The following is an 18,800-nucleotide window of genomic DNA, read 5'->3' on the forward strand; positions in this document are numbered from 1 at the left end:
ATCTTTTCAAATCGTCCTTCCATCTTTTCAAATCGTCCTTCCATCTTTTCAAAGCGCTCATCAATCTTTTCAAATCGTCCTTCCATTTTTTCAAAGCGCTCATCAATCTTTTCAAATCGCTCATCAATCAATATTCGCAAACTAGAAAGTTCCTTGTCAAGATGAAGGATATGGTTAAATTGTGACTGCAACAGTAATGGAATAGCACTCTCTACTGTTAATTTGCCTTCTTCTTCTATCTGTCTTTTTGCGTTTTTTACAGCATTATTCAGGAAATTTTGTAATATTTCATCTTCTAACATAATCTTTTACCTTATACTCGAGTAAAGATTCATCCTAATTATTTAGCCTTCTGAAGTGATATAATAGTTGGTAGTTTCACGATTCAATTGAGCACGGTAGAAAAATAAGCTCCTCTGCTCCTTGTTCCTTGCTTCTTAAACCTACTATCTCACTTCATCCGGGTAAATTAATTACGCTTTACATTACCTTTATTTCACTATCCCAATTGCGTGTGTTTCAACCTTCATCCTACCACCAATTTGTGCTACCTTAATCTGATAGACATAGATACCATTTTCAGTAATCTCACCACCATTGGTTCTTCCATCCCAGATAGCCAATACTCGACTTGCTCCTGCTGTAACTAATGTCCTTGGTAGTTCTCTTACCTCTTCACCGGTAGTATCGTAAATTTTAACGGTAATATACGAATCTCTACCTAAATCACCATGAAATTCGGTGAAATTACTACCACTTGGAGCAAATGGATTTTCAGTCAAAACTAAGTTAGCCAGAATAGTATCCGGGTCAACATCCCGACCTGCTATCCCCTGGTCTTTTATCCCAATGGCAAATTTACCTGTATGATTTATCTTCGCCATTACAGTCCTTGAAGCAATGTTAACTACACTGGGCAACATCATCCAATCATAACCATCGAAATAGTAAATTCGTAAGTCTTCTGCTTTAAGCGGTTGTTTCTGGAAATTGTTAATGTCACACTCTTCTACCAGACCATCCTGGTCAGCATCTGCATACCAGATAGTTAAAGTACCTTCCTTATTGAAAAGTTTCTTTGGAGTTATTTTATAAGCTGTGCCCGCAATACCAACAAATCCATTCGGGATTTCGGCTAAAGATGCTGGTTCAACCTTAAACTCAACATTCGCCCCTAAAGCACCGGCCTGGATATTAAGTGTAATATCATTTACCTCACCAAGAATGCCGCCGTTGGCACCAATTGTTTGTGTCTTCGTAAGTTGCTTATACACTACAGTAACTTGAATAGAAGCAGGAACTGTACTCGTATTATTATTATCATCCACTACATTCAAATAGACTGTATATAGCCCTGGATTAGCGAAGGAATAGGTAATAGCAGAAGTAGTAGTTGCAACTATCTGTGTTCCATTACCCGCAAATTCCCAAATATATGTTTTGATAATCCCATTATCCGTTGATTTGCTACCATCAAAGATAACTGCCGCATCTTCTTCAACTGGCTTAGGATTTTGGTCAATTCCACTGTTGTTACAGTTAATATGAGGAACTGGAGTCTCTTTATCCTTCACAACTATACTTGTCTGGGTAGAAGCTTTATTTCCGGCATTATCCTGAACCTCTAATTTAACTGTATATGTCCCTATGTGGGTATATCTATGTGTACATTCCCAACCTGGTAAACTCAAGATATCTCCATCGCCAAATGTCCAGGTATATGTTACTATCTTTATATTATCTGTTGAACTCCCAGCATTAAATGTTACTATTTGATTTTGTTCTGGAGTAATTGGACTATAGGTGAAAACCGCTACTGGATTCTCATCATCTGTTATCGTTATCTCCCTGATACTGCTCTCTGATATATTTCCATCATCATCTCTTGCCTCAATGGAATATCTTATCTTCCCAACACTATTGTTATTCGCCGTAAATGTCAATGTCCCGGTCCAGGTTCCTACATTTGCTACCGTTGAGGTCGAATACTCATTCCCATCCTGATAGTAATGTAAGATTATACTGGTTACCATATTATTATCCGTTACGGTTACTGGCACAAATACAGGGTCTCCGGTCGTCCCTTTCCTATCTCCTAACCCAGAAATTACTGGCTTCTCTGAATCTCCGACAACTACATTTTGACTCGTCAAACTACCATTTCTTGCTGCATCCTTAACCTCTAATGTTACCGTGTATGTCTTTTTCTCTGCAAAACGATGTGTCACTACCCTCCCTGTAGCAGTCGCTCCATCTCCAAATCCCCAGTAATAACTTACTACACCTATGTTATCATTCGACCCACTCGCATCAAATGTCACATCCTCATCCTGCTTCGGTGAACTCGGATCATAACTAAATGCTGCTGTCGGATCATCATTGTCTGTTATCTTTATATACCACTTACCGCTAACTAATGTATTACCATCATAATCACTTGCCTCTACATAATATTCTATATCACTTACACTCGTATCAGTCGCAGTAAATGTAAATGTCCAATTCCAATTCTTCCCACTTCCTACTGTAGTCGTCGAATACTCATTTCCATCCTGACTGTAATGTACCGTCACTGTCGCTACCTCATTATTGTCTGTTACTGTCACTGGTACTGATACCATATCCCCTGTGTTTCCTTTCCTGTTCGCTAACCCTGATATTACAGGCTTCTCTGAATCTCCTACCACTACATCCTGACTTGTCGAACTACCATTCCCTGCTGCATCCTTAACCTCTAATGTTACCGTGTATGTCTTTTTCTCTGCAAAACGATGTGTCACTACCATCCCTGTAGCAGTCGCTCCATCTCCAAATCCCCAGTAATAACTTACTACACCTATGTTATCATTCGACCTACTCGCATCAAATGTCACATCCTCATCCTGCTTCGGTGAACTTGGATCATAACTAAATGCCGGAGTAGGTGGCGTAACATCATTTACTGTAGCAAATGGGCTATTTGAAATATTACTTTCATTCCCAGCGGCATCTTCTGATATAACAGCATAATAGAAAGTCTTCCCTTCATCTGATGCAATACCCACATCATCATATTCAGTAGCAGTAGTCGTCCCTCTAAAAACAGCCGTAGATGTAGCATAAATAGGAGATGTCGCTCGATAAACGGTATAAAGTGTTACCCCTACATTATCTATTGGTTCTAACCATGTCAATTTCACCGTTCTACTTCCTGCAATTGGTTGAGCATCCAAAGTAGTAATTGCCTGCGGTGGTGTAGTATCAAGCACTGTTACAACAGTATTCACACCAATAGAAATAGCACTCTTATTACCTGTTCTATCTACTGCTATAACTGCATAGGCATAGGTCTGTCCTACAGTAACAGCACTATCAATGTATTGGAAATGATAAGTATATGTCCCTGGTAAATCCTCAGTAATATTAACCGGGTTATAATCTACTTGTGCTATTTGATTAACATCTATTAAATCAGCATCTACTAAGTTAGTTCCTTGCGCCTTGCGATAGACGAGGTAATAATCCATTTCATCGTTATCTATCTTCTTATTCTTAGTAGTTTGTGTTCCCTGTAGTAAAACACTCGAATTAGTTGTCATAGTAGCATTAAATTTAGTCACAACCGGTGGAGGAGTCATATCGTTTATGTATACTAATACTGGTGGTGAAAGTGGAGCTATATTCGGTCCTCTATCATCAGTATTTGGATATTCCACATCCCCATCTCCATCAATATCGCCAGGTATAGAATTAATATATTTATTTAGTCCTGGCTCAATAATAGTTGTATATGTGGCTCCTGGTTGAGACCCAGTTCCTGAAGCTACAAATGTATCATCATATCCTATTTGTGGGTATGTTTCAATTACCGAATCACCACCATCATATATAATCTCCTCATCCACCGCCGCTACCCAGAACCAGTATCTACCTTCTACATTTACTAAATATCGCCATACAGTATATGTCCCACTTGGTACAAAATTAGCCACTGCATTCTTATCTGGTGCTGCAGGTGGTGGATTGTAAGGGTCATCATCATCTGATTTAGCGTATATTCGATATCCACAAATACTCCCTGAATTATCATAAGGTACTCCATTATCTGTCCAATCCAGCACAACATCCTTTGTTCCCTGTGGCGACTTACCCTCAACATCTCTAATTTGCTCTGGTGGTGTCACATCTCGTATTCCGCCAGGTAACCATGGATCATATACATTACCTGCCTCATCATATACAAATGTTACAATCCAGAACCCACCTGGTGGAAAGGTAGTAGGATCCCAATTGATAGAATAAGTCGCAACCGCAGGTGCAGGAGTTTGTGAAACAATATAACTACCAATATATATAGGATTAAGAGCTAAAAAGGCTGGGTCTGTCTCTGATGCATAGGGATAACCAGACGGACTATCATCTGGAATATTTTCCCCTGCATGTATAAAGTATGCCACTACCTTCCTTACCCCACTCATCCATAATGGGTTGGTAACTCCATCTCCTATAACACCTGATATAGTTCCAGGTTCTACTGGTACCATTGCACCCCAAGCAGGTGAACTAATATCCGTCCCCGTACCTTGCGTTTCAGGATTAGTTGTATCAATCCAAAGAGCCGATTTAGTAGCTGCTGCTCCAGGAACGCTTAACATATCATACATGGTTATAGTTAAGGTATAAGTTCCTTCATTGGCAATAGTATTAGTTAAAGTTACTACCTCAGATCTAATACAATCTGTTCCAGGAGATATATTGCCAATTTGAGTAAATGATCCAATTTCTCCTAATGGACCTGCAAAAGTAATTGTAAAAGAAGCTGGATTTTGCTCCGTATATGAAAACACAACCTCAATCTTCCCACCTTCACAAGCCCATGTCTTTGTCCCATAACCTGTTGGTGAAATAATAGTTACAATAGGTGGCTGGGCATCTATAATAAGTGCATCTTGTTGAGTACTACTACCTACATTACCAGGTATATCACTTAATTCTATTTTTAGTGAATATGTTACATTTGATAAACCAGTAAATGGAAGTGTTACAGTACCTTGATGCACACCCGGTCCTCCAACTAAATTGGTAGTAGAAGTAGAAATTCCTGTACCTACAATCGTTATAGTAGCCATCTCTGGATTTGCCTCTGTATATGTAAAAACTACCTTTATTGAACCAGTTCCGGTACCGTAGGCAGGACTATTTGTAGTAGGTGAAATAATAGTTACCTCTGGTAGAATAGTATCCACTATTATAACCGCATCTGGGTGTGTAGTAACTGTACTATTATTTGCTTTATCTATCATTTCCACCTGTATTGAATATGTACCATCAGATACACTATTAAGTTGAAGTGTAAGTGTGCCTTGCAAAGAGGTATTTGTCCCCGTGGGGGTTAAAGTAGTAGTAAGAGTAAATGCAGATACGGCTCCCGATGTACCTATTAGTCTTGCAGTAATAGTTCCTGGATGTATTTCTGTATATGTAAATATTACTTTAACCGTATCTGTTGCCATAGTATAGGTTACCGTAGCAGGAGAAATCATCTTTAATACTGGGTCTGTAGTATCTATTATAATCGCCTCTCTTTGAGTAGCAGTACCTAATTTATTCACTATATCTCTCATCTCTACCTTAACAGAATATGTTCCTTCACTTGCAGTATTATAATTAAATGTTGCACTGCCAATTCCAATTTCTTCTGCAACGGTTGTACTTATTGTTGTCTGTATGGTTCCATCAAATGTCGATATTATTACTACACTCGTTCCATAATTTTCTTCAGTAAACGAAAAAGTAATAGTAAATGTCCCATCAGCTTGGCCATAGAAAGGATTTCCATTTGTAGGATAGAGTAATGTCACATTTGGCTTAGTATCGTCTATAGTTAACGCACTCTCCTTATAAGCATTTCCTACATTCCCTGGTGTATCAACTGCAATTACCCCTACTGTATAAGTACCATCAAGAGTTCCATTACCAGCGGGAATACTTACCGTCCCACGACCTTTTAAAGTTGTCACAGTAGAAAATAGAGTAGTTGTAGCTATTCCAGAAATAGTTATAGTCGCATAAGCAAAAGGTGAGGCATCTTCATAATCAAAGAGAACTACTCTATTTACTGGAGTAGTAGTATAACTTCCAAGTGGATTAATTATTGTTACCTTTGGACCACTGTCATCTATAATTACTGCATCTGTCTGACTATTTGTACCAATCGCCCCTACCTTATCCTCTAATTCTATAAATAATGTGTAAGTCCCTTCTGCTAATCCATAAAACGGTAGAGTTAAAGAACCTTTTACTGGCTGTGATGGTATTGTTGTTGTTGCAGGATACACAGTTTGTGTAGAGTATTCCATGGTAGAAGTACCTATACCAATAGTAAGTGTCCCTGGATATTTCTCAGTAAAGCTAAATGTTACAACAACTGAATCTGTTCCTTTTTTATATGCTTTATTTGAAGTAGTTGGATTAATTATCTCTACCTTTGGTCCAGTCATATCTACAACTACTACACCCCAGATAACAGGAGTTTGAGTCCCCAAACCGCATTTATCTGTCATTGTTCCTACTACAGAATATGTTCCTTCTGGAAGATCTTTAAAATCTAAACTAACTGTCCCTATGGTAGTCCCCGTTCCAGGTGGAAGATTAAAATTTAGCCCCCTAAATAGAATTGTAGAGGTACCTATACCTACACACGCTCCATAAGGATTGGCTTCAGTATATATAAATCTGGGTACAATAGTATCTGTCCCCAGAGCATAAGCTAAATTATTCTCTGTCGGATATACAATAGTCATCGCTGGCTTAGTATCGTCTATAGTTAACGCACTCTCCTTATAAGCATTTCCTACATTCCCTGGTGTATCAACTGCAATTACCCCTACTGTATAAGTACCATCAAGAGTTCCATTACCAGCGGGAATACTTACCGTCCCACGACCTTTTAAAGTTGTCACAGTAGAAAATAGAGTAGTTGTAGCTATTCCAGAAATAGTTATAGTCGCATAAGCAAAAGGTGAGGCATCTTCATAATCAAAGAGAACTACTCTATTTACTGGAGTAGTAGTATAACTTCCAAGTGGATTAATTATTGTTACCTTTGGACCACTGTCATCTATAATTACTGCATCTGTCTGACTATTTGTACCAATCGCCCCTACCTTATCCTCTAATTCTATAAATAATGTGTAAGTCCCTTCTGCTAATCCATAAAACGGTAGAGTTAAAGAACCTTTTACTGGCTGTGATGGTATTGTTGTTGTTGCAGGATACACAGTTTGTGTAGAGTATTCCATGGTAGAAGTACCTATACCAATAGTAAGTGTCCCTGGATATTTCTCAGTAAAGCTAAATGTTACAACAACTGAATCTGTTCCTTTTTTATATGCTTTATTTGAAGTAGTTGGATTAATTATCTCTACCTTTGGTCCAGTCATATCTACAACTACTACACCCCAGATAACAGGAGTTTGAGTCCCCAAACCGCATTTATCTGTCATTGTTCCTACTACAGAATATGTTCCTTCTGGAAGATCTTTAAAATCTAAACTAACTGTCCCTATGGTAGTCCCCGTTCCAGGTGGAAGATTAAAATTTAGCCCCCTAAATAGAATTGTAGAGGTACCTATACCTACACACGCTCCATAAGGATTGGCTTCAGTATATATAAATCTGGGTACAATAGTATCTGTCCCCAGAGCATAAGCTAAATTATACTCTGTCGGATATACAATAGTCATCGCTGGCTCAGTATCGTCTATAGTTAGAGCACTCTCCTTATAAGCATTTCCTACATTTCCTAGTATATCAACTGCAATTACCTCTACTGTATAAGTACCATCAAGAGTTCCATTACCAGCGGGAATACTTACCGTCCCACGACCTTTTAAAGTGGTCACAGTAGAAAACACCGTAGCTATTCCAGAAATAGTTATAGTCGCATAAGCAAAAGGTGAGGCATCTTCATAATCAAAGAGAACTACTCTATCTGCTGGAGTAGTTGTATAACTTCCCAGTGGATTAATTATTGTTACCTTTGGCCCACTGTCATCTATAATTACTGCATCTGCCTGACTATTTGTACCAATCACTCCTACCTTATCCTCTAATTCTATAAATAATGTGTAAGTTCCTTCTGCTAATCCATAAAACGGTAGAGTTAAAGAACCTTTTACAGGCTGTGATGGTATTGTTGTTGTTGCAGGATACACAGTTTGTGTAGAGTATTCCATGGTAGAAGTACCTATACCAATAGTAAGTGTCCCTGGATATTTCTCGGTAAAACTAAATTCCACAACAACTGAATCTGTACCTTTTTTATATGCTTTATTTGAAGTAGTTGGATTAATTATCTCTACCTCTGGCCCAGTCATATCTACAACTACTACACCCCAGATAACAGGAGTTTGAGTCCCCAAACCACATTTATCTGTCATTGTTCCTTTTACACTATATGTTCCCTCTTGGAGATTTGCAAAATCTAAACTAACAGTCCCTATAGTAGTTCCATCTCCGGGTGGAAGATTAATTGTGGTTCCAACACATACATAACCCGCTTGAGCAGATGTACCCATACCTACACTGGCTTGATAAGGATTAGCCTCAGTGTATGTAAATCTCGGTACAATAATACCTGTCCCCGTAGCATAAGCCAAATTATACTCTGTCGGATATACAATAGTCATCGCTGGTGCAGTATCATCTATCGTTAATGCCTCATCTTTAGTATCCGTGTCTTTATTTCCTATCTTATCAGTTAAAGTCACTTCTACCGTATAGGTGCCATCAAGAGTACCACTACCGGCGGGTATAGTTATTGTTCCCTGTCCCCAATTTCCATAAAATGTAGTAGTCGTTGTAGCAAATACAGTCTCAGTAGCTACTCCAGTAATAGTAATAGTTGCAAAATCAGGATTTTGCTCAGTATAAGTAAATATCACTACTCTATTATCAGGAGTAGTTGTATAACTACCAAGTGGATTAATTATTGTAACTTCTGGTGAGATATTATCTATAATTAACGCATCTGTCTGACTATTTGTTCCAATCTTACCTACCTTATCCTGTAATTCTATAAATAATGAATAGGGACTATCTCCTAATCCCTCAAATGGTAGTGTTAAAGAGCCAATTGTTGGTATCTGTGCTGGTGTTGAGGTAGAAGGATAGACAGTTTGAGTAGAAAATGTGGTACCTTCTATACTAATCGTAAGTGTCCCTGGATATTTCTCAGTAAAGCTAAATGTTACAACAACTGAGTCTGTACCTTTCTTATACGCCTTATTTAAAGTAGTGGGATCAGTTATCTCTACTATTGGTGGAGTATCATCTAACACCACCACTCCCCAGATAATATCAGTCCATGTTCCCACCCCACATTTATCCATCATATATCCTCTTATGGAATATGTTCCTTCTGGAAGATTTTCAAAACCTAAACTAACTGTCCCTATAGTAGTCCCTGTTCCAGGAGGAAGATTAGTATTTGTCCCAGCAAACAGAGAACTAGATGTACCCATATATACCACCGCTATATCAGGATTAGCCTCAGTGTATGTAAATCTTACTATAATAATATCTGTATTAGTAGCATAAGCTAAATTATTCTCTGTCGGATATACAATAGTCATTTGTGGAGGAGTATCATCTATAATCACTGCCTCCTCTTCAGTATCAGTAGTTGACCCTATGCTTTTATCACTCATCAGGACACTTACAGTATATGTCCCTTCTTTGTTACCAGCATTAGTAAAGGTCAATGTATAAGTAGCCTGTGTAGGAACAGGAGCAGAAGGTATATTGGGAGTAGTAGTAGTAGTCTGTGTGAGCACTCCATATATTTCAGAGTTTATCGTTATTGTTAATGTAGCTGGATAAACTTCAGTATAGGTAAATACAACTGTAACTGTCCCTTCACCTCTCTGATAGACTTTATCTTGTGTAGTAGGTGAAATAATATTTATCTGTGGTGGTTGATTATCAACTACTGTTACTATCGCAGGTGATGTAGCTGTATTTCCTGCCTGGTCATATGCAATGCAAAATAAGTCTTTTATTCCATTACCAGTTGCATTCCATACAATAGTATGCGTTCCAAGTTTTGAAGGTGAACTATCTGTTCCACTGGTATCAAGCCCAGTATCTCCCCAGTAAAATTCTACCTTATCAATTCCAGTTTCATCATCCTGTGCAGTTGCTCTAATAGTTACGGTTCCACCCACAGATATAGTTCCAGTTATATTTTCCTCATTTCCATTAGTAAGTACTGCCACAATAGTAATGGTACCTGGAACTGTATTATCTACCCAAACCGCGCCCAATTCCTCATCTTCATCAGTTTTTCCTACCCTGTCACTCATAACAACCTTCACATTATATGTACCATTGGCTGGGGTAGGAGGATCTGGAATATATACTGAAGCAGTTCCATAACCATCTAATATTTGCACAACTGCACTCTCTGGAGTGCCCGTAGCACTACCAATCACAGTAGTTGTACCAATTGTAACAGTGATAGTAGCAGGATTATCTTCTACATAGGTAAAGGTAACAGTAATAGTTGCTGGAGTTTGGGTATAAATAGTCCCACCAAGTGGCGATGTAATATTTATCTCTGGAGCTTTATTATCTAAAGTTACTGTACCAGGAGCTGTTCCCGAATCACTTAAATTTACCTTATCAGTAACAGTAACTGAAACAGAATAAGTACCATCTGCACCTGATACCTGAACATCTACTGTTTTTTGTCCATCTGGTGTAGTTAATGTTCCTTCAGCAGAACCAACTGTTCCAATAGTAATAGTATATGTTGCCGGATTTAGCTCACTATAAGAAAAAGTAACGCTAACTGTACCACCATTTTCTCGATATACATCAACAGATGGTTCTGTTACCTCCACTTCAGGAGCTTTATTATCTAAAACTACTAAGCCAGTGGCAGTACCATACCCTGCATGATTAAGTTTATCTGTTACCTTTACCTGAACTGAATATGTTCCATCTGTAGCTCCAGATACCTGGATATTTACAGTTTTTGAACCCTCTGGAGTAGTCAAATTGCCTGTTTCACTTCCGATTTCAGTTGCACCCTGGTAAATTCGGACACTATAAGTATTTGGATTAGGCTCACTATATGTAAAATAAACAGTCACAGTACCGTTATTCTTACGATATACATTATTCGCCGGTTCATTCACTGTTACTACTGGCTCCCCAACATCTACTACCACCGCACTATCCCATACAGATTCACCTTCATTATCCCCTTCATCAATGATAGTTACCTTAACAGAGTAAGTTCCATCAACTCCATTTATTGTTACCGTACCCGTAATAGTCAACGTACCATCATTAGGAATTGTAAGAGTTGAGGTAAAAGAGCCAATACTATTTATTCCCATCTCATCATTATATATATTTATGATATATTTATCTGGATTTAATTCATTGTAGGTAAAGCTAACAGTTATTGTCCCAGGTGACTCGGTATAGGTAGGTGTAACATTTGTAATATTAACTTCAGGAGGTGTCCAATCTCCTAAGATGACGAGGTCATTAGATATAGGCGACTTCTCTACTCCATCCGACGGGTCAACTATTATAGTTGCAAAAGAATACCATAATCCTGAAGTAACACTTCCTTCATAAGAAGTATCAGTGGTAGTTCCAATAAGATAATTACCTGTATTTATAAATTCTTGGGTTAAAGTACCAGGCAATTGTTTACGATGTATCTCAAAATAATAACCTATCCCTAATGTATTTGTAGCCGCAGACCAGTTTAAAGTAATCGAACCCACCCCTCCAGAACCTGTCCCGACACCTGTCAGGTCAAGAATAGAAACTATACCTTTTAAATCAATAGTAGCCTGGCCAGCACCAGAGATCTCAGAAACATTACCTGTTGGTGTCCCTGGTGTCCCTAATGGATAATAAGTAGTAGTATTAGTAGTCCAGACACCAGCAGTATCTACGGTTATAACTGCGTAGGCATATTGAGTTGCCTTTTCTGGTACACCCATGTTAGAATTTACCCAGCTATAATATTGCCAATTAGTATCACGAATAGTACCTGTGCCATTAGCATCATAACATGTAAATTGCTGAAGAGCAGAATTATTATGAGGATTTATTGCTTTAACTACCGCAAGCAAATTATTATTATTTATCTCACCATTTACCAATTTTCCTGCTTTTGCCTTTCGATATATCATATAGTAGAGTTGAGAACCATTAGGAGTAGCTGTAGCCTTAAATGGTGGGTCTAAAGGAGCTGTCCATTGAAGTTGTATTGACTTTTGTTGAGCTTGCGAAGTAATAATAAGATCATCAATTGACTCGGGTATCGTCCGATCAAGATACCCAAGGGTAATATTAGACCACCCTCCTCCTCCTTCCTCTCTTAATCTGTACCGGTAATAAGCTCCTTCTTCACCACTCTCTCCAGTAGCTGTGTCGTATATACTAATAGTACCGGTATAGGTAGCGTAAACCGTAGTTACTGTTGCTGCTGCATCGGTATTCCAATTTGTTAGATCAATATTTATCGCCCTTTTCAATGTATATGTTGCCCCAGTAGTCACATCCCACTTCAGATACATCTTCCCCCCAGATCTTAATTCCTGTGTAAGCTGAGGAGCGGCATATACCTTTTCCAACAGCCCAAAACTTAAGCCCATGGTTAATAAAAGCACCCAAGAAAAGTTTATTTTTATTAGTTTTTTCCTCATTTTACTCCCTTCCTTTATTAAATTTTTAATACTCATAAAAAGATTCCTCCTTAAGCTTTAGATTATTGTGACCAGTCGGACAATTTAGACAAATCTAACCATTCTTTCTAAAAAAAATCTCACCCCCTCCCCTCTCAAGTCTATTATTTTAACACCTAAGAAGTTCAATTAGAAGTGAGATGTTAAGATTTTACACTATAATCTCAATTTTGTCAAGTATTTTTTTAAAAAAGCCAGCAATTCTCGGTGAAAAAGTTCGCAACTCTTTTATTCTCAATGTGTCCTACAATAGATTGTCGCGAAAAATAATTTTGTAGTTATGGGCTAAGTCAAGTGGTTTCAAGGTATCACAAATTCACCGAGAATTACTGTAAAAAAAGTTTAAAATATTTTGGATGACCCAGATTTTAAAACAAAAAAATTCTGCGTAAAAAATCTTGCGTTCTATCTTCTTTATTCAAAACATCTTCGTATATTTAATCATCCCCCGGTCTGCTTTATAATCAGTTGCAGGGTCCTCCTTATCCTTATTTTTCATCCGCTCATAGGAAAAGGTAAATTGCGAGGTAAAAGAACGATAATAATCTACCTCTAATTTTGCTGTCCATTCTTTACTACTATAGTTTTTTTCAATCCGATATTCCTCAAATTCATATCCAGGTTTTAATATCAACTTTTGGGGGATAATATCGTAAATTAAATCAATAGTTGTATTAAAGGTATCATCATCTTCATTACCAGTTTTATTTTTGGTATATGAAAGGTAGTTAGCGAGGGTGAATTTTTGGGCAAATTTTGTATTCAGTGTCAAAGAAATCACATCGGATTTATAATCCTCATATTCAGTGCCATAAGAATCTGAGCTTTTGTCATCAATATCCGACCTCTGTAAATCAAGCACCAAATCCGTCTCTTTGATAGAGTGACATAATTCTAATGATATTTCTTTTGTAAGTTTATCAAGTTTTGGATACGAGTCGGTATATCTATCACTTAATTCATCGGTCAACTCACATTCAAGCGTTATTTGTGGATATTTTTCGGGTTTCAGTTCAAATATGGTGCTAATAACCTTTGTTTTGGTAATCGGGTATCCTGAATCATTTTCTAAATTATCTTCATAAATTTCACCTTCTAAAATAAAACTACAGATTTCATTTGGTAACCATTCGGCGGTGGTAAAATATCCTTTTGCATCCGTTTCTAAATATGGACTACCTGCACTAAAATAATCAGTTCCGAGATAATCATATCCTATTTCAAAGTTCCATTTCTTTTTTTTATCTGCCTTTAAACTAACTTTATACGCCTTATCGTGGGCTGTAGGACTTCCCACCTCTTCATAACTATTTCTGGCTAATTCTCCAGATAAAGTTAAGAAATGATTAAAAAAGGAAACTGCGGTATCTATTGCCACTACATCATTTTTAATGGGAAGGGTTGTAACCGTGCCTCGTTCTTCTCTTGAATCCTTATCATCATTTATTTTAAAATAGGTTATACCGAAAAATGTATTTTTAGTTGGGGATGAAGAAAATCTCATCCCACCCAGCCACTGGTCATAATAAGTATATCCATAATCCCATTTCTCATTTCCATTTTTATCTTCATTTGCATCCAGCACACCATCTTCATCTTCATCAATTTCATAGACCGATGCCTCTTGTAAGCGACCACCGATAAGCATAAATTCTGATTTTTCGCCTAAATTAATCCGACGATTAAATTTTAACCCAAATTTTGGACTGACATCATCAGATAGTGTAAAATCAGATATTTCCTCATATACATCGCCTAACTCAAATATCATCCCTGTCCTGGAAAGACCAAAGGTGAATGATTCAACTATCTCATCCCAATCATCATCGCGGTTATTAAACTTAAGTTCAATTGAGCTATTAAGGTCTAAATTTAGAAATCTACCATTGACCAGATATTCTACCCCTACAGTTAAATCAGGTGGTATATCTTCAATAGTTTTATTGTTGATATTAGTTTGAGTCACAGATATTGCCGTATTGCCACTTAAATCGATTTTTTTTGCCAGGACATTTTGTGAAAAAAGCACCAAACTAAGTAGCACTCCACTGATTAATTTATTCACTTGCATAAAAAACACCTCCAGACTAAAGATGTAACCGTTCAGGGATATAGCCACAGAGTCACAGAGAACACAGAGGGAATATATAACTACGAATGAACACGAATAATAAAAAGATTTGGTAAGCATTCAGGTGGTGTAACAAAAGGAGATGTGGAGATTAAGGAGATAGGGAGATATTATTAAAAAAATTGAAATTAGTAGAAACTAATAGAAATTTATGGAAATTTGTTGTTTTCCACAATCAATTTCTACCTATTTCTATAAATTTCAATCTATTTCTATTATCTTATCTCCATATCGCCCTTATCTCCTTATCCCCTTTCTTACACTTTTGATATATAGCCTGAACGGTTACAAAAAAAGATATTTTCCTCTCTGCGAACTCTTGCGTCTCTGCGGTAAAAGATTACCTGAACGGTTACGGACTAACATTTGCTTCTTAATTTAACCTTGTTTGTAATCTACGGTGAATTTCCCTTTCTATCTTTCTTGGGTCCATAATCTCTGTGGACTCATTTTCAGCCTTATCTATTACCATTAAGTTTAAATCTACTAATAACTTAACTTCTATCACTTTATATTTTTTGGGTGGTTTTGGTGACTCAGGTGACTCAACTGTTATTCGGACATTTAAAAAGAGAAATCCTTCATAATAATCCTCTTTTATTTTTTTCATCTCTTTCTCATTGAGATTGAGAAAAACATTCCTGACTCCACTTCCTAAATCCGTGGCTCTAACAAATATAGATACTGGCACTGGTTCCGTTCCTTCAAATTTCCTCTCATTCCCCTCACAGGCTTCTTTTATCTTCTCTATTAATTGGTCTGGAATTTTAGGGTCTATTCTCCAGTCCTGGATAATCGGTGAAATAGGGTCAAAGAAAGGGAAATGGACAACCACCGCCCCAACCTCTCCTTTTTCATACCAGGCTTTAATGGCTAATTCATTTGGTCCTGGTTTCAAAAAGGGTTTGAAGCGATATTTGGTTATCCCTTTGGGTAATTCGATGGGTCGGTTATCTCCAATCTCTAAAAAGCAAGCTGGCATCTGATTTATATTTACAGGGATAGGTGGAGGAGAGATAAAAACGGTTACATCTGGGATTTCATTGATAAAGGGTTTATTTTCGCCTGGGAATTGGGCATAGAGTTTTGGTGCGGGTAATGGTTTAAACTTAGGTAATTTTTCTTCCAGAGGTATAAATATCTCCGGCGGTGTAACCTCATCCGGGGTAATACAGTATGCCTTTTCTTTCTCTCTAATCGTTGTCCATTCATCTTCTGGCTCTTCCAGACCACGCATTCTAACCACACCTGTATGGACTTTACAGGTAGTTTCGCCTTGTTTGCCTACTTCTACCTCAAGTTTAGTGCCACGAATACCAATTATCGCTACTGGTGTCTGAATATTAAACTCTGAGTCCCTGGTTTTTAGTTTTTCCACTGTGCCTAAGATTTTACCCAGCCAGAGTTTCATTTCCGATTTAGTTTTGCCCGTCTGGGTTTCTTCAAATAATTCCTTAATATCAATCGTTGTATTTTCATACATCTCAATTGTCGTGCCATCGTCAAATTCAATGGTGGCTTGAGAGATAAACTTTGTGCGGATTCTATCGTTGATATAAAGTCGCATATCCACTTTTGCCTTAATCCATTTCACCTCCCCTGCCCTCAATACCTCGCACTCACCGCTCACTTTAGTAATAGTCACTCCTAAATCTTTATTTGCTAATGCCAAACTTGAAAGGAGACTCAAAAATATTACCATAAAAATAAATTGTTTTTTATACATCATCATCCCTTCCTCCTCTAATAGATATATATCGTCAAAATAAGGTGGTGTCTGAAAATAACGCTAATAGTGAAATCTATTCAGATTTGGTGTAAAAAAGGGGATAAGGAGATAAAGGGAGATATGGAGATTATTCATTGTAATTTGCAAAATTTTAGAATGAATTTATCTCCTAATCTCCATAATCCCCATATCTCCTTTTCTTACACTATTTCAACCTTTATGCTAGATTAAGACACCACCCAAAATAACTCACTTACTAAAATTAAATATCATGGAGCAATAATATACCACAAAATTTTAATATTGTCAACTATTTTATTTACTCTTCATCACCCTAACTGCGGCTTTGGCATAGCGGAGGAAATCTTTTAGAGACTTCAAGCCTAACATCTGTTTGAGGATAAATTGAGGTCTCACATAAAAACTTTTATAGGCATAGTTTAATAACTCTATTAGTTCATCATAACTTAAATTCTCGTTCCAGACCTGCGGAATGAAATCTTTAGCAGGATATTGTGCAAATTTTAACCAATAATCTTCTTTAAATATTTTCTTATCTAATCCTAATTGATAGAGGTCGGTATGTGGATATGGGGTAGTAATCGTGAATTGGACGAAATCAGGGTTAATTTTTTGGGCAAAGTGGATTGTCTGTAAAATTTCATCTTTAGTCTCACCCGGTGAGCCAATCATAAAATCCGCATAGGTAATAAGCCCCGCGGCTTTAGTCAGTTTAAACACATCTATTACTTGCTCTGTAGTTATTCCCTTGCGTAACACCTTGAGGATTCTATTAGTTCCTGCCTCAACTCCATAAGATACTCTTATACAACCTGCCTGTTTTAATTTTTGAAGCATCTCTCTATCTACCGTATTTATTCTGGCTCGAATTTCCCAGACTACCTCTAACTTCCTTTTCATTATCTCATCACATATCCCCATAACCATATCTTTTTTAACCGTAAACAGGTCATCGAAGAAAAATACTTCTTTTATCCCCAGATTAAGGATTTCTTGAATTTCATCAACGACATTCTCGGGACTACGAAACCTGACTTTTCTGCCAAAGGCATGATAACAAAATAAACAATTATACGGACACCCTCTTGAAGAAAACATAGTCGTCATCTGTTCTCTTTGTCCATGAATAGAATAGTATCTATTTAAAGGAAGTAGATGTCTTGCGGGAAACGGCAGGGTATCTAAATCCTGAACATATTCTTGAAAAGGATTGATAAATATTTTTCCATTACTTTTAAATCCTATCCCTTTAATCTGGGATTTGTCATCAGCTAAATGTTTGACCAACTCACAAAAACTAATCTCTCCTTCACCGATTATCACTGCATCAACACTCTCTTGAGATAAAGTTTCTTTTGGATAAATCCCGCAATGAGGACCTCCTAAAACGACATAAATGTTTTTATTCACATTTTTGACAAGATTAGCAATATTAAAGACATCAATCAAACTAAAGGTAGTCGTAGTAATACCCACGACATCTGGGGCGGTTTGTTGAATTTGAATTTGTAGTTCCTGTGAGTTCAGGTTTTCGGCTAAGGCATCAATAATTTCTACCTTAAATGGTGTGTGGTTTTCCAGATAGCCAGCAATCAATGCCAGACCAAGTGGTGGATAAAATCCCCTCTCCTCTTCGACATATTTGGGCAAACAGGTAGTAATCATATTTTTTAATGTCGGATTGATTAACAAAACCTTCATATTACCTAATTGTAAGCGTTCAGGTGGTGTAACAAAAGGAGATGTGGAGATTAAGGAGATAGGGAGATATTATTAAAAAAATTGGTAACTATTCACCATTCACAATTCACCATTCACAATTTCTTCCCTAAATTTCCTTAATAATGGTGAATGGTGAATTGTCAATTGTGAATTGTGAATTATCACTCTTCACGGTGTCAAGCAAACTTGGCCCAAGAATTCGATGCACCGCTATAGCGCATCCAATGACTCTATTCGATAATTCATCAAATTTCACTTCGTGTTCTCCGTCCCCTTCGTGGTGAATAGTTACAAAAATTGAAATTAATAGAAACTTATAGAAATTTGTTGTTTTCCACAATCAATTTCTACCTATTTCTATAAATTTCAATCTATTTCTATTATCTTATCTCCATATCACTCTTATCTCCTTATCCCCTTTCTTACACTTTTGATATATAGCCTG

Annotated in this window: 7 protein-coding genes; 2 read left to right on the top strand and 5 right to left on the bottom strand. The window is 37.3% G+C overall.

Annotated elements, in window-relative coordinates; all coding sequences use genetic code 11:
• The 3 genes from AB1422_07570 to AB1422_07580 form a co-directional block, all read right to left on the bottom strand.
• Positions 1–302, bottom strand: a 302-nt coding sequence (locus AB1422_07570; GenBank protein ID MEW6619179.1) for a hypothetical protein, incomplete at its 3' end; no start/stop codon positions are given.
• A 189-nt stretch (positions 303–491) separates the two neighbouring features.
• Positions 492–12,749 (bottom strand): PKD domain-containing protein, encoded by a 12,258-nt coding sequence (locus AB1422_07575; protein MEW6619180.1) that lies wholly within the window; start codon positions 12,747–12,749, stop codon positions 492–494.
• Between the two features lie 421 nt (positions 12,750–13,170).
• A complete protein-coding gene (locus AB1422_07580; protein ID MEW6619181.1) occupies positions 13,171–14,823 on the bottom strand; it encodes a hypothetical protein in 1,653 nt (550 codons plus the stop codon).
• Positions 14,824–15,034: 211 nt separating this feature from the next.
• On the opposite strand from AB1422_07580, the gene AB1422_07585 reads away from it, so the two are divergent.
• On the top strand, positions 15,035–15,265 hold the full coding sequence (locus tag AB1422_07585; GenBank protein ID MEW6619182.1) for a hypothetical protein: 231 nt from the start codon (positions 15,035–15,037) through the stop codon (positions 15,263–15,265).
• Here AB1422_07585 and AB1422_07590 read toward each other — a convergent pair.
• A complete protein-coding gene (locus tag AB1422_07590) occupies positions 15,257–16,615 on the bottom strand; it encodes a FecR family protein (GenBank protein ID MEW6619183.1) in 1,359 nt (452 codons plus the stop codon). The two genes, AB1422_07585 and AB1422_07590, sit on opposite strands and share 9 nt — an antisense overlap.
• A gap of 63 nt (positions 16,616–16,678) precedes the next feature.
• On the opposite strand from AB1422_07590, the gene AB1422_07595 reads away from it, so the two are divergent.
• A complete protein-coding gene (locus AB1422_07595; protein ID MEW6619184.1) occupies positions 16,679–16,843 on the top strand; it encodes a hypothetical protein in 165 nt (54 codons plus the stop codon).
• 84 nt (positions 16,844–16,927) lie between these two features.
• Here AB1422_07595 and AB1422_07600 read toward each other — a convergent pair whose 3' ends face one another.
• Positions 16,928–18,334, bottom strand: a complete 1,407-nt coding sequence (locus AB1422_07600; protein MEW6619185.1) for a radical SAM protein — start codon at positions 18,332–18,334, stop codon at positions 16,928–16,930.
• Between the last annotated feature and the right edge of the window lie 466 nt (positions 18,335–18,800).

It is taken from the genome of bacterium (genome assembly GCA_040757115.1).
Taxonomy (GTDB): Bacteria; UBA9089; CG2-30-40-21; order CG2-30-40-21; family SBAY01; genus JBFLXS01.

What these genes read in the sequence shown, in the direction of transcription:
- AB1422_07575 (MEW6619180.1), bottom strand. Translation starts at nt 12,749, where the DNA reads ATGAGTATTAAAAATTTAATAAAGGAAGGGAGTAAAATGAGGAAAAAA.
- AB1422_07580 (MEW6619181.1), bottom strand. Translation starts at nt 14,823, where the DNA reads ATGCAAGTGAATAAATTAATCAGTGGAGTGCTACTTAGTTTGGTGCTT.
- AB1422_07585 (MEW6619182.1), top strand. Translation starts at nt 15,035, where the DNA reads ATGGAAATTTGTTGTTTTCCACAATCAATTTCTACCTATTTCTATAAA.
- AB1422_07590 (MEW6619183.1), bottom strand. Translation starts at nt 16,615, where the DNA reads ATGATGATGTATAAAAAACAATTTATTTTTATGGTAATATTTTTGAGT.
- AB1422_07600 (MEW6619185.1), bottom strand. Translation starts at nt 18,334, where the DNA reads ATGAAGGTTTTGTTAATCAATCCGACATTAAAAAATATGATTACTACC.